This window comes from Clostridium sp. LIBA-8841 (assembly GCF_057782475.1).
In genome coordinates this window covers 77,501-101,002 of sequence record NZ_CM173488.1, presented here as the reverse complement: position 1 = coordinate 101,002, position 23,502 = coordinate 77,501, and the positions used below count along the sequence as shown (strand labels likewise).

The following is a 23,502-nucleotide window of genomic DNA, read 5'->3' as shown; positions in this document are numbered from 1 at the left end:
ATTAACTTTATTAATAACTTAAAATATTAAATTACTTTATTAAAATTATTATTTAACCTCTGATAAAAATTGATTTATATATGCTACAGACTGTTCAATTAAAACTTGACCACTTCCTAGATTTTCAACCTCTCTTTCAAGATTGTTTATTCTTTGCTCAACTCTATAAACAATATCCTTTACATCATTTAAAACTTTAGTTTCATAAGATATCTGATTTCCGTCAGCATCAACAAAAATATTTTCTGGTGGATTTCCACAAACCATGCACTTAGCATATATATTATTACTCTCCGTATCTTTAAAAACCTTAAAAGTATCATTATTACAACTTGAACAATTAGAAAGCATTAAAAGTGAATTGTTTTCTATTTCATACTTATATTCACTATTACACTCTCTGCATACAATACTCATTTCCCCATCATGACTATTTATATAAAAAGCATTTCCATTACATCCTTCTCTTTGGCATACTATTGTCCTTATCATATTATCCACCCCCATATATGGATTAATATGATTTTTCTCTCTAGAAAATACCTCTAATTGGTTAAAATTTTATAACTTTCTCCTTCTATCTCTACAATAATATTTCCATTGCTGTAAAATACCTCATCAGAGAATTTATTTTTATACTCACCCTCTTTAGTATTCAAGGTAATCCTTTTATTATATATATCTCTATTTATAATAATTATCATTTCCTTATTTTCATAAAATCTTTTAAATGCAATAATCTCATCTGGAGTATCCTTGTAAATATAAAACTCTCCTTTTTTAAGAACCTCTTCATTCTTTCTAAAATTACCAAAGAAGCTATAATGTCTTAATGTTTCTTTGTTCTCTCTTCCCCATGGATATGTCTTTCTATTTTCAGGATCTTTATGCCCTAAAAGTCCAGCCTCATCCCCATAATATATTAATGGAACACCTGGTAAAGTCATTTGAATACATATAGCTAATTTTAGCTTTTTTATATTTTCATTTAACACTGTAAATACTCTTTCTGTATCATGATTTCCTAAAAGATTCATATTTGCATAAAAGTTCTCTCTTGGATAATTTTCTTTTATGCTCATTATTACTTTATAAAAATCCTTTGAGGTTATATATCCATTTAAAAAGTCTGAAATTATATTCTTATAAGGGTAATTAGTAACAGAGTCTAATTCATTTCCTAATAAATATTTTCTTCTTTTAGAATAACTAACTTTATTAGATGCATCCTCCCAAACTTCTCCTATTAATACGCTTTCTTTTTTTACATTCTTCATTTTATTCTTAATCATTTGGATAAATTCATCTGGCAACTCATCTGCTACATCCAATCTCCACCCACTAGCTCCTAATTTAAGCCACTTTTCCACTATTGAGTTATCATTATTTACTATATAATCTAAATATGTCTTTTCTAATTCCTCTACATTAGGTTGATTCTCAAATCCCCACCAACACTCATAATTATTGGGATAATCATAGAATCTATACCATTTATAGTACTTAGAATATTTAGATTCATATGCTCCAAGATCACTATAGTTACCATACTTATTAAAATATCTACTATCTGATCCAGTATGACTAAAAACTCCATCCAATATTATTCTTATTCCCTTTTCACTTGCCTTTTGGCATAATTCTATAAAATCTTCAGTACTTCCATACATTCGGTCTATTGCCTCATAATCTCCTGTATCATATTTATGGCAACTTGCAGCGTCAAAAATTGGATTCATATATATAATGTTTGCACCTAATGATTTTATATAATCTAATTTCTTAATTACTCCTCTTAAATTTCCTCCGTAAAAATCCCATCTCTCAATATTTCCGTTATTGTCTCTTATATACATGGGTTCATCATACCAACTACCATATATGAAAATATTCTTCTTTTTATCTAATATCTCATTATCCTTATTACCATTAAAAAACCTATCAACAAATATTTGATAAATAATCCCCTCTTTATACCAATTAGGAATCTCATTCTTATTGTAAACTGTTATTTGATAATACTTTGGAAATTCATAATATATCTTTCCCTCTCCTCCTAGATTTTCATCATTATTTCCATAATATTGAGTAAAACCGTCTTTAATGTACTTAAAATAATAATTTAAAATTCCTAAAGAATCTGTAGTGTCTATAATTCCCTTATAAAGAGTACATCCCTCTTTAGATTTTTCAATCATCATAGGTATTGAATAACTAAAACCATCAAATTTTATTACTTCTATAGAAACTTCTCCTTGCTCCTTGCACTCTAAACAAATTTTAACCTTTGTCCCTATAGAAACGGCTCCAAAAGGTTCTCTATAAAAGGTATTTTGAGAATCATGATAAATATAGCTTTTTCCCATAGCAATACCCCTTTCTTACTTAATAAAACAAAGCACTCATATTAATATAGTATTAATATAAGTGCTTTATGGATTATAATTTATGCTAAATTCTATAAATTTTTATATATAACTTTTGACCCCCATATGCCTGTAGCATATTCTGTTATGGTTCTGTCTGAAGAAAATATGCCTGAATGTGCTATATTCACTCCGCATTTTCTTTGCCATGACTTACTATCTCTATAAAGTAAATCCACCTTGTCCTGAGCTTTTAAATATGAATCAAAGTCTTTCAATACGAAAAACTCATCATTATAAGTTAATAAGTTATCATATACACTTCTGAATTTATCTATATTATTAGAATAAACTCCATTTATCAAGTCATTTGTGACTCTGATTAATCTACTATCATTATTTCTTATATCCCAAGCTGAATATCCACCTCTAGAGTAATAGTCAAGAACCTGATTTTCTGTTAATCCGAAAATAACAATATTATCATCTCCGACCTCATCTCTTATTTCTATATTAGCTCCATCTAAAGTTGCTATGGTAACAGCACCATTCATCATAAACTTCATATTAGAAGTACCTGAAGCTTCTTTAGTTGTAGTTGAGATTTGTTCACTTAAATCCGTAGCTGGAATTATCTTTTCGGCTAGAGAAACTCTATAATTTTCTAAGAAAATTACTTTTATCTTATCATTAATTCTTTTATCATTATTAATTCTCCTTGCAACAGCATTTATAAGCTCAATAGTATTCTTAGCTAAATAATATGCTGGTGCAGCTTTACCTGCAAAAATAAAAGTTCTTGGAACTATATCTAAATCAGGATTTTCTAATAACTTATTGTACAAGTCCATTATCCTTAAACAATTTAAAGTTTGCCGTTTATAGGCATGTATCCTCTTAACTTGTACATCAAAAATTGAGTTTGGATCTACTTTAATTCCCTGATTATCAAGAATTATTTTAGCTAACTGCTCCTTATTTCTCCTTTTTATTTCTCCTAATTTTTTTAAAACATAATCATCATCAACATACTTTTCAAAATTCTCCATATCTATAGGATGCTTTATAAAGCTGTCTCCAATAGTTTCTTTTAAAAGATTAGTAAGTTCAGGATTAGTCTTAAGGAGCCATCTTCTATGAGCTATACCATTGGTTTTATTATTAAATTTACTTGGATAAAGATAATAAAAATCGCTCATTTCTTTTTTCTTAAGTATTTCAGTATGAAGTTTTGCAACTCCATTTACACTATGACTTCCAACTATTGCAAGGTTGGCCATCCTAACAAAACCATCTCCTATTATGGCCATCTTAGCTATCTTATCCCATTGACCAGTATACTTATGCCAAAGTTCAGCACAATATCTCTCATTCATTTCCTCAACAATCATATATATTCTAGGCAGTAATTCCTTAAACATATTTATTGGCCATTTCTCTAAAGCTTCTGCTAAAATTGTATGGTTTGTATAAGATATTGTATTTGTAGTTATTCTGATGGATGTTTCCCATGAAAGTCCTTCCTCATCTAGGAGAATTCTCATAAGTTCTGGTATTGCTAAAGTTGGATGAGTATCATTTATATGAATTGCAATATACTCATCTAATTCCTCTATTTTTCCACCATTTTTCTTATAATGTCTAATTATACTTTGAAGGCCTGCTGATACAAAGAAATATTGTTGTTTTAATCTAAGAAGTTTTCCCTCATACATTGAGTCATCTGGATACAAAACTTGTGAAATTGCCTCAATAGAATTTCTATATTCTATTGCCTTTAAATATTGACCTCTGTTAAAGTAACAAAAGTCAAACTCATTATCTACAGGTTCTGCACTCCACAACCTCAAATTATTTACAACATTATTTTCATATCCAACAATAGGTGTATCATAAGGAACTGCTAAAATTGGCTCATAATTCACATGGGTGAAAGTTAATCTTCCATTTATATTTTCACATTTAATATTGCCACCAAACTTAACTATTTCTACTTTATCTGGTTTCTTAAATTCCCATACGTTTCCGTTCTTAAGCCAAATATCCGGTGCCTCAACTTGTGATCCATCAATTATCTTTTGTTTAAAAAAGCCGTATTTGTATCTTATTCCACAACCATGTCCTGCTATATTTAAAGAAGCCATAGAATCTAGAAAACATGCTGCCAATCTTCCTAGACCACCATTACCTAACCCCTGGTCACTTTCAAGCTCTTCTAATTCATTTAAATCAATGTTTAACTCTTCAAGAGCTTCTTTACAGGTTTCTCTTATGCCTAGATTTAAAAGAGCATCTCCCAAAAGTCTTCCTAATAAGAACTCCATAGAAAAATAATAAACTTGTTTTTGCTTAGATTCCTCATAATTTCTTTTAGTTTTTACCCAATCTTCTGCAATATAGTCTCTAACTAGACTTCCTAAAGCTTCATATTTATGAAAGTTTTGTCCATCTTCAAGATCTATTCCATGAAGTTCTAAAAACTTTTTCTTATAATCTCTTTTAAAATTCTCCTTATTTATTAATAGCATACACTCGCCTCCTACGGACTTGATAAAACTACTGGATTAATTCTTCATATAATTCTTTATACTTTTCTGCAGACTTATTCCAACTATTATCAGAATTCATCGCTTGGACAATTAGTGATTTCCAAATCTCCTTATTATCATATGTTTCTAAAGCTAATTCCATAACATGCATTAAATCATTATGATTATAATTTGTGAAACTAAAGCCATTTCCTACTCCAGTATATTTATTATAAGGATTAATTGTGTCCTTTAATCCACCAGTCTCCCTAACTATAGGAATAGTTCCATATCTTAAGGCTATAAGCTGTCCTAATCCACAAGGTTCAAATAATGAAGGCATTAAGAACATGTCTGAAGCTGCATATATTCTATGAGCTAATCCATTATCAAATCTTATATTAGCTGAAACCTTTGATGGATAAAGCTCTTGTAATCCTCTAAAATGATTTTCATAGTTATAGTCACCTGTTCCTAATATAACTAACTGAACATTTCTTTGAAGCAATCTATGTGCAATATTAACTATTAAATCACATCCCTTTTGATTAGTAAGTCTAGACACTATACTTATCATTGGTATATCCTCGTTAACTGGTAATCCTAACTCCTTTTGAAGAGCTAATTTATTTTCAACTTTATCTTCTATATTTTCTACAGAGAAATTTTTAGTTATAAAAACATCTTCCTCTGGATTGAACTCATCGTAATCTATACCATTTACGATTCCTTTTAAGGCATATCCTCTTTCTCTTAATAATCCATCTAAATTTTCTCCAAAGTAAGGTGTTTGAATTTCGTTAGCATAAGTTTCACTTACAGTAAGAACTCTGTCACTATAATTTATAGCTCCTTTCATAAAACTCATACCACCATAAAACTCTAAACTACCATTTCTTACAGGTTCATAATCATATCCAAAAAGCTCTGGTAAAACATCTGATGAAAAATTTCCCTGGAATAAAAGATTGTGTATTGAAGTAACTGTCTTAATATCCTTATAAAATGGATCTTTAGCATACTCCAATTTATGAAGAACTGGAATCATTCCTGTTTGCCAGTCATTACAATGAATTATATCTGGACACCAATCAATCTCTTTTAATGTTTCTAAAACTGCTCTATCAAAGAAGGCAAATCTCTCTCCATCGTCTCCTTCTCCATATAATCCACTTCTATGAAAATAGAATTCACTATCTAATAAATAATATACAACCCCATCACATTCGCACTCATATATTCCACAATATTGATTTCTCCAACCAACAGGAACCATAAACCATTTTATAAAATTAAGTTTTTCTAAAAATTCACTTTTTATTGAACTATACTTAGGTAAAATTACTCTAACCTCTACACCCTTTCTTGTAAGCTCTTTAGGTAATGCTCCCATTACATCACCTAATCCTCCAGTCTTTATAAATGGATTTGCTTCTGATGTTGCAAATAAAACTTTTATCATTTTAAAACCTCCCAATAAACCACTTTCTCTCTTATCTTTTATTTACTGTGTACTCTCTTCTCCCTCTTCTTTTGTTTTATTATCTACTATCCTTTCAAAAACAGATACTGCCATTGGTGGAATCTTTATAGTTAAAGTATATGGTTGATTATGACACCATCCCTCTTTTGAGAACAATGTATCTTCAACAACTTGTCCAGAACCACCATACTCCTCCCTATCTGTATTGAATATTTCTCTATAAGAACCATCTTCTGGAACTCCTATATTAAAATCATAATAAACCATAGGAGTAAAATTGCATACAAATATTTTATAATTATCTATATTTTTACTTCTTCTTATAAAAATATATATGCTTTGTTCATTATTATCAGCATCTATCCATTGAAACCCTTCTTGATAATAATCTAATTCCCAAAGTTCAGGAGTATTTTTATAAAAATGATTTATATCCTTAAAGAACTTGTGAGTTTTTCTGTGCATATCAAAATCCTGCATTAACTTCCATTCAAGTTCTTCATACTCTCTCCACTCTATGAATTGACCAAATTCACATCCCATAAATATAAGTTTCTTTCCTGGATGGCCATACATATATCCCATATAAGCTCTTAAATTAGAAAATTTATTCCAGTAATCCCCATGCATCTTATCTAAAAGAGATTTTTTGCCATGAACAACCTCATCATGAGATATAGGTAATATAAATTTTTCTGAATGGTGGTACATCATAGGGAAAGTTAATTTATTATGATGATACTTTCTATATATAGGATCTAATTCATTGTATTCTAAAGTATCATTCATCCATCCCATATTCCACTTAAAATCAAAGCCTAATCCACCATATTCAACAGCATTAGTTACATTCGGCCAAGATGTTGACTCTTCTGCAATTGTAAAAACACCCTTATTATATAATTTTATTGCTTCATTAAATTCTTTTATGAACTGAATTGCCTCTAAATTTTCATTTCCTCCATATATATTTGGAATCCATTCTCCATGATTTCTTCCATAATTTAAATAAATCATATTAGAAACTGCATCAACTCTTAATCCATCAATATGAAATTCATTTATCCAATAAAAAGCATTAGAAATTAAGAAACTTTTTACTTCTGGTTTTCCTAAATCAAAGTTAAAAGTACCCCATCCCTTGTTGTCTGCCTTCCAACCTTCTTCATATTCATAAGTAGGTGTACCATCAAACATATATAACCCTTGTTCATCCTTACAAAAATGCCCTGGTACCCAATCTAAAATAATTCCTATATCTTCTTTATGAAGAGCATTTATTAACTTTTTTAATCCTTTTACATCTCCATATCTACTTGTTACTGAGTAATAACCAGTTCCTTGATATCCCCAAGAAGCATCTAATGGATGTTCATTTAAAGGCATAAGCTCTACATGAGTGTATCCCATATCCTTAACATACTTAGGCAAAATATTGCTTAGTTCTTCATAAGACATGAATTTATTATCTTCTTTTCTCTTCCATGAACCAAGATGTAATTCATATATATTTATAGGACTTTCAAAACAATTAGTTTTTTCCCTTCTATTTAACCATTTTTTATCTGTCCATCTTATTTTAGTCTTTTCACATAAAACAGAAGCTGTATTAGGTCTAACTTCTGAATATACTCCATAAGGATCTGATTTTAATACTATTTTCCCATCGGCTTGCTCAACATAATATTTATACTTAAAACCTTCTTTTAATCTAGGAATAAATAGACTCCAAAGGCCTGTATAATTTATCTTTTCAAGTCTATTTTCTTCTTTAGCTTCCCAATTTGAAAAATCTCCAACTAAAAATATATTCTTAGCTTTTGGAGCCCATACCGTAAATCTCACTCCACGCTTTCTATTTTCACTAGTAAAATGAGCTCCCATAAACTTATATGCATTATAATGTTTTCCTTCATGAAATAAATATAAATCTTCCTCACTAAAGATTTCATTTTTCATTGTAGATTTATGCTTATCTCTCTCCTTAAAATCAACAGATTTTATCTCTAATTTTTCATTTTCTAACTCTAATATAGTCATCATAAATCCCCTACCCTTTTGTAATATCTAAATTTAAAAAAATGATATTATTTATAAAACTATGAAAGTAATTATTTAATTAAATTATTCTAAAATAGTCATTTTCGAAAAATTAACCTATTACTATATTAAATGTATTTTTTTACCAAAACAATATTTAAAAAATTCGTAACGTTATAGTAATTTTTATAAAAAAAGCTACAAAAGAGATTTTACTCTTTTGTAGCTCCTAAATATTACTTATTTAATTTAATTCTCATAATTTCTTCTTCTAAATTCTTTATAAGATTATCAATATCTTCTGTATCTTTATTGGCTAAAATGAAATTTCTTTTTTTAAGCTTTAATTCAACTAATTTTTCTTCTAAAGATTCTACTTTTGCCATCTCAATACACTCCCCATTCAAATTTCTGCACCGTACATACTTTAGCCTCAATTTTAAAACTTATATTTATTATATAATAAATTAGTCAGTAGTACATAACAAAATTGTTAAATATAAAAATTCAATTTATCGAAAGTGTTTCTTTATGCTCATATATCCATAAACAGGGACTCCTAAAAGTATTAGAATAAATCCATACATTACAATCTCAGCTCCTGAAGCGTATATCGCCCAAGTTGCGAAAGCAAAACCTAATAAACATCTTATGATTAAACCTAAATGCTTTTTAAAAGTAGGTTTTTTATCTTCTTTAACCATTAATATTATTTCAGCAATAGTTGAAAAAGCGTATATTGGTAGATAACTTAAAGTAGCTAATACAACTATAAAGTTATATGCACCTGCTAACCCTTTAGTAAAGTTCATTAAGAATATAATATTAATAAATATACTTCCTATTATTAAAGCTACATATGGAGTATCGTACTTAGGATGTACTTTAGCAAATGTCCTAGGGAAAATTCCATCTTCTCCAGCAGCATAAGCAACCCTAGCCGTTGATAATAACCATCCCATACCAGTTCCTAAAATACTAATAGCTATAGCTACATTTAAAATATTTAAACTCTTTAAATTTAAAACTTTAACTATTATATCTGATATAGGTGCAGTACTTGTAGCTAATTCATTTTGACTCATAGCTCCCATAGCCACAATACTTATTAATATGTATAATATTGTGCTAATTAACATTCCCATAATAGTACTTCTCTTTATATTCTTTTCAGGATCTTTTATTTCTCCACCTGCAACAGATGCAGTTTCTAGCCCCATGAATGCCCATAAAGTTAATGCAGCTGCCGCAGGAATAGTAGATATACCTTTTTCTGCTGGGAACATTGGTGTTAAGTTTGCAGGATTAAAATACATTAATCCAACAATAATGAAGAATACAAATAATAAAACTTTAAAGACCGTTATTACAGAAGCAACTGTACCAGCTAACTTTGTTCCTCTTATATTTATATAAGTACAAATCCATAAAATTGCTGAGCAAAATAAAAATCCTGCTATTGGCGAATTAGTTAAGGAAGTCACTACTTCACCTAAATAAGTTGCAACAACTATAAAAATAGTAGCATTTCCAATCCATGAACCATTCCAATAAAGCCATGCTGTCATAAATCCCATAAAGTTCCCATAAGCTAATCTAGAATACTCATATGTTCCTCCAGTCTTAGGAATCTTTGATCCTAAGTTAGCAAATGTTAAGGCTAATATTAAAGATCCTAGTCCTGTTAATATCCAGGCCATTATTGTAGCACCTGGACCAGAAACACCTGCTAAACTGGCTGGAAGCATAAATATTCCCGATCCCATCATATTTCCAACTACAAGTGCAGTAGCTGTAAATAATCCTATTTCCTTTTTTAATTTAGGTTTTCCCATCTTTTAATCCTCCTAAAAGTGAATAAATCAAAAAACATCGATTTTTAACTATATATTTCTCCTTTAAATAGTTTCTTCTGTAATTTATTTATAACTATAATTAAATTGCTACATCTTCTAATCTATTCTTACAATATAAGTTTTACATAAAATTGCTATAAATAAAAATCTGATCACTTAAAGAAAATTCTAATTTTCATGACTACACAACTTTAAATCACTAAAGTTAAAATTTTGATACATGCTTTATAAAAACATTATAAATTTAAGTTTAAAAATTTATTTATAAAATTATATTCTATTTTATTTTTCCACTTTATCTTAAACCTATTATTATATATTAGTTTTCTCAATATAAAACTTATAATAATAATTAAAATTTAACCATCATAATAATTATAAATAAAAACATAAATATTTTCTATAAAATATAAGTATTTATGTGTTAATTTTTGTAAAAAATACTTTAAACACAGTTAATATATGTTTTTATTTATAAAACAAAACTAAAACATAGCTTTATATACACTTGATAAAAGTTAAAACCACCTTTATTTAAAAGGTGGTTCTAAAGTTAATATACAACAGCACCTGGCTTTTAATAAACAAACATTAAAAACTTTATCCTATGCTTATACTATGTCATTCAATATAAAAATAAGATTAATTTCTGTTACTATTTAAATAAATTAGATTAATTAAAACTTATATTATTTTACATAATAAAAAAGCTATGAACTTCGTTCATAGCTTTAATGGTGGAGATAAAGAGATTCGAACTCTTGACCCCCTGCGTGCAAGGCAGGTGCTCTCCCAACTGAGCTATACCCCCAAAAATGGTGGACCTTCAGGGACTCGAACCCCGGACCTACCGGTTATGAGCCGGTTGCTCTAACCAACTGAGCTAAAGATCCATATTACCTGGCAACCACCTACTCTCCCACACAGTCTCCCGTGCAGTACCATCGGCCTCAATAGGCTTAACCTTCGTGTTCGGAATGGAAAACGGGTGTTACCCTAAAGAGCATCATCACCAGATGACATGTATATGTTATCAAATCTCTAACAATTTGTCAACATATTTTTGAAAGATTTTGTTCTTTCAAAATTGCACATATTTAATTTACTATATTTGGTCAAGCCCTCGATCTATTAGTATCGGTCAGCTGAACATGTTACCATGCTTACACCCCCGACCTATCAACCTTGTGTTCTTCAAGGGATCTTACTAGCTTACGCTATGGGAAATCTCATCTTGAGGTTGGCTTCACGCTTAGATGCTTTCAGCGTTTATCCATTCCCGACTTAGCTACCCAGCTGTGCTCTTGGCAGAACAACTGGTACACCAGAGGTCAGTCCATCCCGGTCCTCTCGTACTAAGGACAGCTCCTCTCAAATTTCCTACGCCCGCGACGGATAGGGACCGAACTGTCTCACGACGTTCTGAACCCAGCTCGCGTGCCGCTTTAATGGGCGAACAGCCCAACCCTTGGGACCTACTTCAGCCCCAGGATGCGACGAGCCGACATCGAGGTGCCAAACCTCCCCGTCGATGTGGACTCTTGGGGGAGATCAGCCTGTTATCCCCGAGGTAGCTTTTATCCGTTGAGCGATGGCCCTCCCACGAGGTACCACCGGATCACTAAGCCCGACTTTCGTCCCTGCTCCACTTGTGGGTGTCGCAGTCAGGCTCCCTTCTGCCTTTGCACTCTACGAACGATTTCCGACCGTTCTGAGGGAACCTTTGGGCGCCTCCGTTACTTTTTAGGAGGCGACCGCCCCAGTCAAACTGCCCACCTAACAATGTCCTGTGACCAGATTCATGGCCGCCAGTTAGAATTTCAGTACTGTCAGGGTGGTATCCCAAGGATGACTCCACCAAGGCTGACGCCCTGGTTTCCTAGTCTCCCACCTATCCTGTACAGACAATACCAAAACTCAATGCTAAGCTACAGTAAAGCTCTACGGGGTCTTTCCGTCCAATCGCGGGTAGCGAGCATCTTCACTCGCACTACAACTTCGCCGGATTTACAGTTGAGACAGTGCCCAAGTCATTACGCCATTCGTGCGGGTCAGAACTTACCTGACAAGGAATTTCGCTACCTTAGGACCGTTATAGTTACGGCCGCCGTTTACTGGGGCTTAAGTTCACACCTTCGCTTGCGCTAAGTGTTCCCCTTAACCTTCCAGCACCGGGCAGGCGTCAGCCCCTATACATCAGCTTACGCTTTAGCAGAGACCTGTGTTTTTGCTAAACAGTTGCTTGGGCCTATTCTCTGCGGCCTACTCTCGTAGGCACCCCTTCTCGCGAACTTACGGGGTCAATTTGCCGAGTTCCTTAACTGTAATTCTTCCGCCGGCCTTAGGATTCTCTCCTCACCTACCTGTGTCGGTTTGCGGTACGGGCACTACTTCTCTCTCTAGACGCTTTTCTTGGCAGCGTGGAATCATGTACTTCGGTTCCGTAGAACCTTCCCCATCACACCTCAGCATTATGAAAGCGGATTTGCCTACTTTCACTGCCTAAATGCTTAGACTAGCATCCAATAGCTAGCACACACTATCCTCCTGCGTCACGCCATCGATAATAACGATGGTAGTGGTACTGGAATATCAACCAGTTGTCCATCACCTACGCCTTTCGGCCTCGGCTTAGGTCCCGACTAACCCTCAGCGGACGAACCTTCCTGAGGAAACCTTAGGTTTTCGGCCTGTGGGATTCTCACCCACATCTCGCTACTGATGCCAACATTCTCACTCGTAACCAGTCCACCGCTCCTTACGGTACGACTTCAGCCCGGTTACGACGCTCTCCTACCGCTTGAACTAAGTTCAAGCCCGTAGCTTCGGTGGTAAGTTTAGCCCCGTTACATTTTCGGCGCAAGATCTCTCGACTAGTGAGCTATTACGCACTCTTTTAATGAGTGGCTGCTTCTAAGCCAACATCCTAGTTGTCTTAGAAATCTCACATCCTTTCCCACTTAACTTACACTTTGGGACCTTAGCTGACGATCTGGGCTGTTTCCCTTTTGACCACGGATCTTATCATTCGTAGTCTGACTGCCGAGCTCAAAGTATGTGGCATTCGGAGTTTGATAAGGTTCGGTAAGCGCTATGCCCCCTAGCCCATTCAGTGCTCTACCTCCACTACTCATACTCGACGCTAGCCCTAAAGCTATTTCGGAGAGAACCAGCTATCTCCGGGTTCGATTGGAATTTCTCCGCTATCCACAGCTCATCCCATGCTTTTTCAACAGCAACGTGGTTCGGTCCTCCACGAGGTTTTACCCTCGCTTCAACCTGGCCATGGATAGGTCACCCGGTTTCGGGTCTACGGCATGCAACTAGTCGCCCTATTCAGACTCGGTTTCCCTTCGGCTCCGTACCTTAAGTACTTAACCTTGCTACATACCGTAACTCGTTGGCTCGTTCTACAAAAAGCACCTCATCACCCTCATAAGGGGCTCTGAGCGGTTGTAGGCATACGGTTTCAGGTTCTATTTCACTCCCCTCCCGGGGTTCTTTTCACCTTTCCCTCACGGTACTGCTTCACTATCGGTCATCAGGTAGTATTTAGCCTTGGGAGGTGGTCCTCCCTGCTTCCCACAAGGTTTCACGTGTCTCGTGGTACTCTGGATCATAACTCGTGGTCTTCTCGTTTCACTTACAGGACTATTACCTTCTACGGTGGAGCTTTCCAGCTCTCTTCAGTTACAATAGCCTCCACTTTTATGTTATGTCCACAACCCCGGAAACAAGTTTCCGGTTTGGGCTCTTTCCCTTTCGCTCGCCGCTACTAAGAAAATCGATTTTTCTTTCTCTTCCTCCAGGTACTTAGATGTTTCAGTTCCCTGGGTTACCTTCATTAAGCTATGTATTCACTTAACGATACATGGGGTTTCCCATGTGAGTTTCCTCATTCGGAGATCTTCGGATCTCAGGCTATGTGCGCCTACCCGAAGCTTATCGCAGCTTATCACGTCCTTCATCGGCTCCTGATGCCAAGGCATTCACCATACGCCCTTTGTAGCTTGACCTATATTAGTTATAGTTCTCATTTTACAAAGAATAGAAATTGGTTTGCCAATTTGGCTTGTTGTTTTCTATAAATTAAATTATGTGCAATTTTCAAAGAACAATTTTGAGAGATAGTCTCTCAAAATTAAACAGAGATATTATCCAGAATTCTATGTCATCTTAGTTATCCTAAGATGTATTCCTTAGAAAGGAGGTGATCCAGCCGCAGGTTCTCCTACGGCTACCTTGTTACGACTTCACCCCAATCGCTGACCCTACCTTCGGCCGCTGCCTCGCTTACGCGTTAGCTCACGGACTTCGGGTATTGCCAACTCTCATGGTGTGACGGGCGGTGTGTACAAGACCCGGGAACGTATTCACCGCGACATTCTGATTCGCGATTACTAGTAACTCCAGCTTCATGTAGGCGAGTTTCAGCCTACAATCCGAACTGAGACTGGTTTTAAAGTTTGGCTCCACCTCGCGGTATTGCGTCTCTCTGTACCAGCCATTGTAGCACGTGTGTAGCCCTACACATAAGGGGCATGATGATTTGACGTCATCCCCACCTTCCTCCTGGTTAACCCAGGCAGTCTCGCTAGAGTCCTCAACTTAATGGTAGTAACTAACGACAAGGGTTGCGCTCGTTGCGGGACTTAACCCAACATCTCACGACACGAGCTGACGACAACCATGCACCACCTGTCTCCTTGTCCCCGAAGGGATTTCCTCGATTAAGAGTAATGCAAGGGATGTCAAGTGTAGGTAAGGTTCTTCGCGTTGCTTCGAATTAAACCACATGCTCCGCTACTTGTGCGGGTCCCCGTCAATTCCTTTGAGTTTTAATCTTGCGACCGTACTCCCCAGGCGGAATACTTAATGCGTTAGCGGCGGCACGGAGGTGTTGAAACCCCCACACCTAGTATTCATCGTTTACGGCGTGGACTACCAGGGTATCTAATCCTGTTTGCTCCCCACGCTTTCGAGCCTCAGCGTCAGTTACAGTCCAGAGAGTCGCCTTCGCCACTGGTGTTCTTCCTAATCTCTACGCATTTCACCGCTACACTAGGAATTCCACTCTCCTCTCCTGCACTCTAGATAACCAGTTTGGAATGCAGCACCCAAGTTGAGCCCGGGTATTTCACATCCCACTTAATCATCCGCCTACGCTCCCTTTACGCCCAGTAAATCCGGATAACGCTCGCCACCTACGTATTACCGCGGCTGCTGGCACGTAGTTAGCCGTGGCTTCCTCCTTGGGTACCGTCATTATCTTCCCCAAAGACAGAGCTTTACGATCCGAAAACCTTCATCACTCACGCGGCGTTGCTGCATCAGGGTTTCCCCCATTGTGCAATATTCCCCACTGCTGCCTCCCGTAGGAGTCTGGGCCGTGTCTCAGTCCCAATGTGGCCGATCACCCTCTCAGGTCGGCTACGCATCGTCGCCTTGGTGGGCCGTTACCCCACCAACTAGCTAATGCGCCGCGGGTCCATCTCATAGCGGATTGCTCCTTTGGTTAAAAGATGATGCCATCTCTCAACATTATGCGGTATTAATCTCCCTTTCGGGAGGCTATTCCACTCTATGAGGCAGGTTACCCACGTGTTACTCACCCGTCCGCCGCTAATCCGTTTCCCGAAGGAAACTTCATCGCTCGACTTGCATGTGTTAAGCACGCCGCCAGCGTTCATCCTGAGCCAGGATCAAACTCTCAATTTAAAAGTTTAATCTATTACTCATATTACTTATAAAAGAATTGCTGGTTTATGTTAATATCTTCTGTTTAATTTTCAAAGACCATTTCTTTGTCGCCCTCAAGCGACTTTCTTAGTTTAACATCACTTCGAAACTTTGTCAACAACTTTTTTTCAAAACTTTTAATTTATTTTGTTAAGTTGTTTGTGTGTCTCTTAGCGACGAGATTTATCTTACCATATAGTATACCACTCTACAATTTATTAATATTAATATTTTAAAATTAAATTTATTTTTCTTTTATTTTCTAAAAATTTCTTAATATTTCTTATATTGATACACCAGGATTAGTATATATACCTTACATTTACAATCCAATATAATTTATTCAAATTTATTCCAATTAATAAAATAATTAAACTGCTAATAAATTTTAATATGCCATTTATATATATGTAATCTTTATTTAAGCTTTTCTTAATTTAGATATTTCATATAAAAATTAGTTCTTTAGAATTATTAGCAGTTATAAAATTGATTATAAATTATTCTTTTATTTTACTCCTAGCTTTTCCATTATGATTAAAGCAGTATCTTCTATGGCTCTTTGAGTTACATCTATAGTTCTACATCCTATTTTTCTCATTATTCTATCGGCAAAGTCAAACTCTTCTAATATTCTTGAATCAGAAGCATATTCTATATCTGCTGATATTCTATGAAACTTATCTAGCCTTCTTTTTCTTATTTCTATAAGTTGAAGTGGATTTATTGTAAGGCCAAATATTTTTTTCTTATCTATTTCATATAATTCATCTGGTACACCTACTTCTGGAACCAAAGGTATATTTATTGCCTTTATTCCCTTATTAGCAAGATACATACATAATGGTGTTTTAGATGTTCTAGATAATCCTACAAGTACCACATCAGCATTTTTTAATCCTCTATAGTCTTTACTATCATCATATTGCATAGCAAATTCCATAGCCTCTATTCTTTTATAATAAGCTTCATCAGTATTCCACATAGCACCTGGATTATAATCTGGATATTGATTTAATATTGTTGAAGCTACATTTATTATTGGACCAAGTACGTTTATTATGTTTATATTCTTTTCAATACATTTTTGTGTTAGATATTCTCTAACGTTAACAGTTATTATAGTAGATACGATCATACAAGCTTCACAATCCTCTATTGTTTTCATTAAGTCTTCTACATCTTCTAAGCCTTTAACATAGGGGATTCTCTTAACCTCAGCATTATCTTTAAATTGACTAGCAGCAGCTACAGCTACCTGTTGAGCTGTTTCTCCTATTGAATCTGAAACTGCAAAAATTGTTAACATAAAAATTGCTCCTCTCTTTCATCTAAAAACAACTATGTTATTAGTGTTGTTTTTTTAATGTAATTTACTCTCTTTTCCCTTTTAGTTTTTATATTTTATAGCTATTAAAGCTTTTTAAGCACAAATATTTTCAATTTAAATTTTAATAGTTACTATTTATTTTCTAGCAACTATAAGTAAATGTTCTGTTGAATCTCTAAACCTTTCATCCTCACATTTTTCAGTTGCGACCTTTAATAAATTAAAATATATTTCCTTATCTTCTAAGTAATATTTAGTCATATAAAATGCTTGTCCACTTAAAAAACTTTCAGCACCAGCTCTACTTAATATATTGAACCCAGCTTCATTAACTTCTTCAATTGCTTTTTCTGGCACAGTGAAATATGTTTCAGTAAAAGATTCCTCCTTACTAAATGATTTTTCATCAAATAGCTCATATATTTTATCTATATTTTTAAAATCTTGAGGAAAATCTGAAAGTCCCACTTTTAAAACTCCTAATGAATTTATGTAAGTTATTAATATAACACCATCTGGTTTTAATATTCTCTTACAGCTTTCTAATATTTTAATTCTATCTTCTTTAGACTGTATGTGATACATAGGCCCCATTAAAAGTACCCCATCATAAGAATTATCTTCTAAGAAGTTTAAATATAATGCATCACCACAAATATAATTATCTGCCTCTAACCCTAAACTTTCTATATTTTTTTTAGCCATGTCTATAGATTTATCTGATATGTCCATTAATGTGACGTCGTATCCTCTCTTTAATAACTCTATTGAATATCTTCCTGGTCCTGAGCCTATATCTAATATTTTACCCTCATTAGGAAAATATTCTTTTATCATGTACATAGTACTAAATAATTCTAATCTATTGTAAGGATCATTTAATCTAAGCCACTCATTTTTACTGTTTTCATTATAATAGTCTCTAATAATATCTGTCATAAAACACCTCATTATTTAATATGTGTGATAATTTATATATTCTTTTAAAATTCTATTTATCCTCTTTAATTATAATAATTAACTATGTTAAAATTGATTTAGTTTAATTAATTTCAATATTATAAACCTAAAATTAATTTAATTAAATATAATAATGGTATATTTTATAGGGAGGTAATCATGAATAAGAAAAAGTGGGTAACTATTGGAATACTACCTATAATGTGGTTAATTTATTTCTTATTTGAATTCTTAACTGGAAGAGTTGAAAATAATTCAGAAACTTTTATGATGTTATTTCTAGCACTTCCCTTTGCATTAGTAGGATATTTAGTTTATGCTTTATGGAATAAACATAAAAATGGCTTTAGTAATAAAACTTTATTATGGTTATTTGCATTTTTAATGATTTTAGACCAAGGAGTAAAATTTATAATATATAAATGGTTCTTTAATACTCATTTTGATATTATAGGTAACTTTTTATCATTCCAACCAATAATAAATACAGATGGTTCTTGGCTAAATGTAAGATTTGGAGCAGGAATAAACTTTGGATTTCTTATAATATTAAACTTAATAGCTTTATTTATATTCTTTGAAGCCTATAGATATTATGTACATAATGGACATAAAGATTTTAATGCTGATATGTGTATAATCTTTATAATGGCAGGGGCTTTATGTTCTTTAATAGACAAGGTCTTTTACGGAGGAAGCTTAGATTTCATAGGAATAAGTAATTTATTTATAGCTGATTTTAAGGATATATATATAAACCTAGCTATATTATTCTTCTTACTATGTATTTATTTCAATGATTATTGGAAAGATGACAAGCCTAGTACTTTAAAAGACGATTTTGCTTCAATAAAAAAATTCTTTATTTTTACTAAAAATGATTTTTTAAAGAATATTCTTAGAATAAAAAAATAGGATATTTGTAGGATATTACAAAATTAATATAATTCCCTATTTAGCATAGACAAAGCTTCTCATTATGATATATTTAAGTTGTAGAGAATTTACTATTTATGAGAGGAGAGTAGCTATGCTAGTAAGATGTATAGATAATTCATTATGCTCAAGCCTAACTTTTGGTAAAGAGTATGTTGTAATTGAAGAAGGAGATAAATACTACGTTGTAGTTGACGACAGAAACAAGGAAATTACAACTAAAAAACAAAGATTTGAAGTTATCGAAGATAGTGATTTAGCTAAAAAAGCCAAAGCTACTATAAATGAACTTAACTTCCAACTTAATAACGAATTTAAAGATATTAAAGACTTTAAAGTTAGAACTAACTCTAAAGGAGTTATCAAAGAAGTTATCATTAAATTCAAATACGAATAAGCTATTTACAATTCACACTTTAAATATAAAAGAGATATTATGTGCAAACATAATATCTCTTTTTTAATTTAATTATATACTAAGATTTTTTTCCATTAGCCGCTGGCTTGGTAGGTGCTTCCGGTTTTACTACACCATTAAAATATTGAACCCATTTATTTTCATTATCAAAAATAACATTATTATCAATATCTAAAGTTTTAAAATCTTTAATCCAATCTGGAGAATATTTTATTGCTACAGGTAATGAAGGCATTATATTAAACTTTTGTGCTAATTCTAATTGAATCTTTGGTCCAGCGACAAACTCCATAAATAATTCTGATGCATTAGGATTTGGTGCTGTTTTTAAAATCCCTGCACATTCTGTTACCACAGGTGCCCCATCTGGAAAATCAACCTTCGTAATATTAGCATCATTTTTATATTTTTTATTAAACACATCTAAAGGAAGGATTCCTATTGGAGTTTCTTTTGTATTTAAAGCCGTTGTCAATTCATCATAGCTATTAAAGAATGTAGCCACATTTAATTTTAAACCTTGTAAAAATGTATTTCCTACATTTTCATCATTATTTGCAGCCTTACTTAAATATGATGCTGTAGCAGAGATAAAGTATTTTGTATAATCATTATTAGAGTTTACCATAATTAATTTATTAGTTAACTTTCCATTTCCTAAATCAACTAAATTCTTTGGTACAAGATTATCTGGTAGATTTGTTTTATTATAAGCAACAACTATAGGATTTCTATAAATTGAATACCAATATCCATCCTTATCCCTATAGTTTTCATCTACGTCTCCAAACCAACTTGTTTTATATTCTTGTAAAAGATTATCTGAAGCTACCTTTTTATATAATTCACTATTTCCACCTAAAACAACATCAATATTTGAATTTTTAAAATCATCTTCTTTGATTTCATCTTTAACTTCATATTTAACAGTTATTCCAGTTTCTTTTTTAAATTCATCAGCAATATACTTCATAACTTCATCAGGATATTTACTTGTTACAACTACAGTATTTTCTAAAGTTTTTCCCTTTGATCCTCCACAGGATACCATTGAAAATGAAAATATCAGAAGTAAACCCAATGATAAAATTTTCTTTATCCCTTTCATTACTTTCCTCCCAAATGTTATTAAATATAACCATAAAATCTTTTTATATTTACTGCTTATTTAAATCATTTACTATTTAAGTATAAATTATTTTCCAAGTAATTTATATAATATATTTTTATATACAAAAAAACCTCTCTAATTAAGAGAGGTTTTGGTGATCTGCCAGGGAATCGAACCCTGGACACCGTGATTAAAAGTCACGTGCTCTACCGACTGAGCTAGCAAATCATAAGACCTGGCGACCACCTACTCTCCCACACAGTCTCCCGTGCAGTACCATCGGCTTCTAAAGGCTTAACCGTCGTGTTCGGAATGGGAACGGGTGTTACCCTAAAGAACATCATCACCAGATGTTTTAGAAAGATTTTTGTTCTTTCAAAATTGCACATATTTAATTTACTATATTTGGTCAAGCCCTCGATCTATTAGTATCGGTCAGCTGAACATGTTACCATGCTTACACCCCCGACCTATCAACCTTGTGTTCTTCAAGGGATCTTACTAGCTTACGCTATGGGAAATCTCATCTTGAGGTTGGCTTCACGCTTAGATGCTTTCAGCGTTTATCCATTCCCGACTTAGCTACCCAGCTGTGCTCTTGGCAGAACAACTGGTACACCAGAGGTCAGTCCATCCCGGTCCTCTCGTACTAAGGACAGCTCCTCTCAAATTTCCTACGCCCGCGACGGATAGGGACCGAACTGTCTCACGACGTTCTGAACCCAGCTCGCGTGCCGCTTTAATGGGCGAACAGCCCAACCCTTGGGACCTACTTCAGCCCCAGGATGCGACGAGCCGACATCGAGGTGCCAAACCTCCCCGTCGATGTGGACTCTTGGGGGAGATCAGCCTGTTATCCCCGAGGTAGCTTTTATCCGTTGAGCGATGGCCCTCCCACGAGGTACCACCGGATCACTAAGCCCGACTTTCGTCCCTGCTCCACTTGTGGGTGTCGCAGTCAGGCTCCCTTCTGCCTTTGCACTCTACGAACGATTTCCGACCGTTCTGAGGGAACCTTTGGGCGCCTCCGTTACTTTTTAGGAGGCGACCGCCCCAGTCAAACTGCCCACCTAACAATGTCCTGTGACCAGATTCATGGCCGCCAGTTAGAATTTCAGTACTGTCAGGGTGGTATCCCAAGGATGACTCCACCAAGGCTGACGCCCTGGTTTCCTAGTCTCCCACCTATCCTGTACAGACAATACCAAAACTCAATGCTAAGCTACAGTAAAGCTCTACGGGGTCTTTCCGTCCAATCGCGGGTAGCGAGCATCTTCACTCGCACTACAACTTCGCCGGATTTACAGTTGAGACAGTGCCCAAGTCATTACGCCATTCGTGCGGGTCAGAACTTACCTGACAAGGAATTTCGCTACCTTAGGACCGTTATAGTTACGGCCGCCGTTTACTGGGGCTTAAGTTCACACCTTCGCTTGCGCTAAGTGTTCCCCTTAACCTTCCAGCACCGGGCAGGCGTCAGCCCCTATACATCAGCTTACGCTTTAGCAGAGACCTGTGTTTTTGCTAAACAGTTGCTTGGGCCTATTCTCTGCGGCCTACTCTCGTAGGCACCCCTTCTCGCGAACTTACGGGGTCAATTTGCCGAGTTCCTTAACTGTAATTCTTCCGCCGGCCTTAGGATTCTCTCCTCACCTACCTGTGTCGGTTTGCGGTACGGGCACTACTTCTCTCTCTAGACGCTTTTCTTGGCAGCGTGGAATCATGTACTTCGGTTCCGTAGAACCTTCCCCATCACACCTCAGCATTATGAAAGCGGATTTGCCTACTTTCACTGCCTAAATGCTTAGACTAGCATCCAATAGCTAGCACACACTATCCTCCTGCGTCACGCCATCGATAATAACGATGGTAGTGGTACTGGAATATCAACCAGTTGTCCATCACCTACGCCTTTCGGCCTCGGCTTAGGTCCCGACTAACCCTCAGCGGACGAACCTTCCTGAGGAAACCTTAGGTTTTCGGCCTGTGGGATTCTCACCCACATCTCGCTACTGATGCCAACATTCTCACTCGTAACCAGTCCACCGCTCCTTACGGTACGACTTCAGCCCGGTTACGACGCTCTCCTACCGCTTGAACTAAGTTCAAGCCCGTAGCTTCGGTGGTAAGTTTAGCCCCGTTACATTTTCGGCGCAAGATCTCTCGACTAGTGAGCTATTACGCACTCTTTTAATGAGTGGCTGCTTCTAAGCCAACATCCTAGTTGTCTTAGAAATCTCACATCCTTTCCCACTTAACTTACACTTTGGGACCTTAGCTGACGATCTGGGCTGTTTCCCTTTTGACCACGGATCTTATCATTCGTAGTCTGACTGCCGAGCTCAAAGTATGTGGCATTCGGAGTTTGATAAGGTTCGGTAAGCGCTATGCCCCCTAGCCCATTCAGTGCTCTACCTCCACTACTCATACTCGACGCTAGCCCTAAAGCTATTTCGGAGAGAACCAGCTATCTCCGGGTTCGATTGGAATTTCTCCGCTATCCACAGCTCATCCCATGCTTTTTCAACAGCAACGTGGTTCGGTCCTCCACGAGGTTTTACCCTCGCTTCAACCTGGCCATGGATAGGTCACCCGGTTTCGGGTCTACGGCATGCAACTAGTCGCCCTATTCAGACTCGGTTTCCCTTCGGCTCCGTACCTTAAGTACTTAACCTTGCTACATACCGTAACTCGTTGGCTCGTTCTACAAAAAGCACCTCATCACCCTCATAAGG

At 35.0% G+C, this 23,502-nt stretch carries 12 protein-coding genes, 3 tRNA genes and 5 rRNA genes (1 of these 20 running past the window's edge); 2 read left to right on the top strand and 18 right to left on the bottom strand.

The window, feature by feature from the left end; genetic code table 11:
- Positions 1-48 precede the first annotated feature (48 nt).
- The 14 genes from AC2A4K_RS00475 to AC2A4K_RS00410 all read right to left on the bottom strand — a co-directional run bounded on the left by AC2A4K_RS00475 (position 49) and on the right by AC2A4K_RS00410 (position 18,281).
- Positions 49-492: a hypothetical protein gene (locus tag AC2A4K_RS00475; RefSeq protein WP_322505406.1), complete on the bottom strand. Its 444-nt coding sequence runs from the start codon at positions 490-492 to the stop codon at positions 49-51.
- A gap of 53 nt (positions 493-545) precedes the next feature.
- Positions 546-2,366, bottom strand: coding sequence for a glycoside hydrolase family 13 protein (locus AC2A4K_RS00470; RefSeq protein WP_322505407.1), 1,821 nt, complete (start codon positions 2,364-2,366; stop codon positions 546-548).
- A gap of 92 nt (positions 2,367-2,458) precedes the next feature.
- The gene (locus AC2A4K_RS00465) at positions 2,459-4,894 is read right to left on the bottom strand and encodes a glycogen/starch/alpha-glucan phosphorylase (RefSeq protein ID WP_322505408.1); all 2,436 of its coding nucleotides are present in this window, start codon (positions 4,892-4,894) and stop codon (positions 2,459-2,461) included.
- A gap of 28 nt (positions 4,895-4,922) precedes the next feature.
- Positions 4,923-6,353, bottom strand: coding sequence for a glycogen synthase GlgA (gene glgA, locus AC2A4K_RS00460; RefSeq protein WP_322505413.1), 1,431 nt, complete (start codon positions 6,351-6,353; stop codon positions 4,923-4,925).
- Positions 6,354-6,398: 45 nt separating this feature from the next.
- On the bottom strand, positions 6,399-8,420 hold the full coding sequence (glgB, locus tag AC2A4K_RS00455) for a 1,4-alpha-glucan branching protein GlgB (protein ID WP_416173368.1): 2,022 nt from the start codon (positions 8,418-8,420) through the stop codon (positions 6,399-6,401).
- A gap of 233 nt (positions 8,421-8,653) precedes the next feature.
- Positions 8,654-8,803, bottom strand: a complete 150-nt coding sequence (locus AC2A4K_RS00450; protein ID WP_322505410.1) for a hypothetical protein — start codon at positions 8,801-8,803, stop codon at positions 8,654-8,656.
- A 126-nt stretch (positions 8,804-8,929) separates the two neighbouring features.
- Positions 8,930-10,252, bottom strand: coding sequence for an APC family permease (locus AC2A4K_RS00445; protein ID WP_322505411.1), 1,323 nt, complete (start codon positions 10,250-10,252; stop codon positions 8,930-8,932).
- A 756-nt stretch (positions 10,253-11,008) separates the two neighbouring features.
- Positions 11,009-11,084, bottom strand: a tRNA-Ala gene (locus tag AC2A4K_RS00440).
- Between the two features lie 5 nt (positions 11,085-11,089).
- Positions 11,090-11,166 (bottom strand) — tRNA-Ile (locus tag AC2A4K_RS00435).
- A 5-nt stretch (positions 11,167-11,171) separates the two neighbouring features.
- Positions 11,172-11,290: ribosomal RNA gene (gene rrf / locus AC2A4K_RS00430) — 5S ribosomal RNA — on the bottom strand.
- A 94-nt stretch (positions 11,291-11,384) separates the two neighbouring features.
- Positions 11,385-14,289 (bottom strand): 23S ribosomal RNA (locus tag AC2A4K_RS00425).
- A gap of 187 nt (positions 14,290-14,476) precedes the next feature.
- A 16S ribosomal RNA gene (locus AC2A4K_RS00420) occupies positions 14,477-15,991 on the bottom strand.
- The 16S, 23S and 5S rRNA genes sit together here with 2 tRNA genes alongside, the layout of an rRNA operon.
- A gap of 529 nt (positions 15,992-16,520) precedes the next feature.
- Positions 16,521-17,321, bottom strand: a complete 801-nt coding sequence (locus tag AC2A4K_RS00415) for a pyruvate, water dikinase regulatory protein (protein ID WP_322505418.1) — start codon at positions 17,319-17,321, stop codon at positions 16,521-16,523.
- A 156-nt stretch (positions 17,322-17,477) separates the two neighbouring features.
- The gene (locus tag AC2A4K_RS00410; RefSeq protein WP_322505419.1) at positions 17,478-18,281 is read right to left on the bottom strand and encodes a class I SAM-dependent methyltransferase; all 804 of its coding nucleotides are present in this window, start codon (positions 18,279-18,281) and stop codon (positions 17,478-17,480) included.
- Positions 18,282-18,461: 180 nt separating this feature from the next.
- On the opposite strand from AC2A4K_RS00410, the gene AC2A4K_RS00405 reads away from it, so the two are divergent.
- Together AC2A4K_RS00405 and AC2A4K_RS00400 are read left to right on the top strand one after the other, a co-directional pair.
- Positions 18,462-19,217 (top strand): signal peptidase II, encoded by a 756-nt coding sequence (locus AC2A4K_RS00405; protein ID WP_322505420.1) that lies wholly within the window; start codon positions 18,462-18,464, stop codon positions 19,215-19,217.
- 115 nt (positions 19,218-19,332) lie between these two features.
- The gene (locus AC2A4K_RS00400; protein ID WP_322505421.1) at positions 19,333-19,635 is read left to right on the top strand and encodes a hypothetical protein; all 303 of its coding nucleotides are present in this window, start codon (positions 19,333-19,335) and stop codon (positions 19,633-19,635) included.
- A gap of 79 nt (positions 19,636-19,714) precedes the next feature.
- On the opposite strand, the gene AC2A4K_RS00395 is transcribed toward AC2A4K_RS00400, so the two are convergent.
- The 4 genes from AC2A4K_RS00395 to AC2A4K_RS00380 all read right to left on the bottom strand — a co-directional run.
- Positions 19,715-20,764 (bottom strand): extracellular solute-binding protein, encoded by a 1,050-nt coding sequence (locus AC2A4K_RS00395; RefSeq protein WP_322505422.1) that lies wholly within the window; start codon positions 20,762-20,764, stop codon positions 19,715-19,717.
- A 155-nt stretch (positions 20,765-20,919) separates the two neighbouring features.
- Positions 20,920-20,995: transfer RNA gene (locus tag AC2A4K_RS00390), tRNA-Lys, on the bottom strand.
- A 5-nt stretch (positions 20,996-21,000) separates the two neighbouring features.
- Positions 21,001-21,118 (bottom strand): 5S ribosomal RNA (gene rrf / locus AC2A4K_RS00385).
- 54 nt (positions 21,119-21,172) lie between these two features.
- Positions 21,173-23,502: ribosomal RNA gene (locus tag AC2A4K_RS00380) — 23S ribosomal RNA — on the bottom strand (it continues 575 nt past the right edge of the window).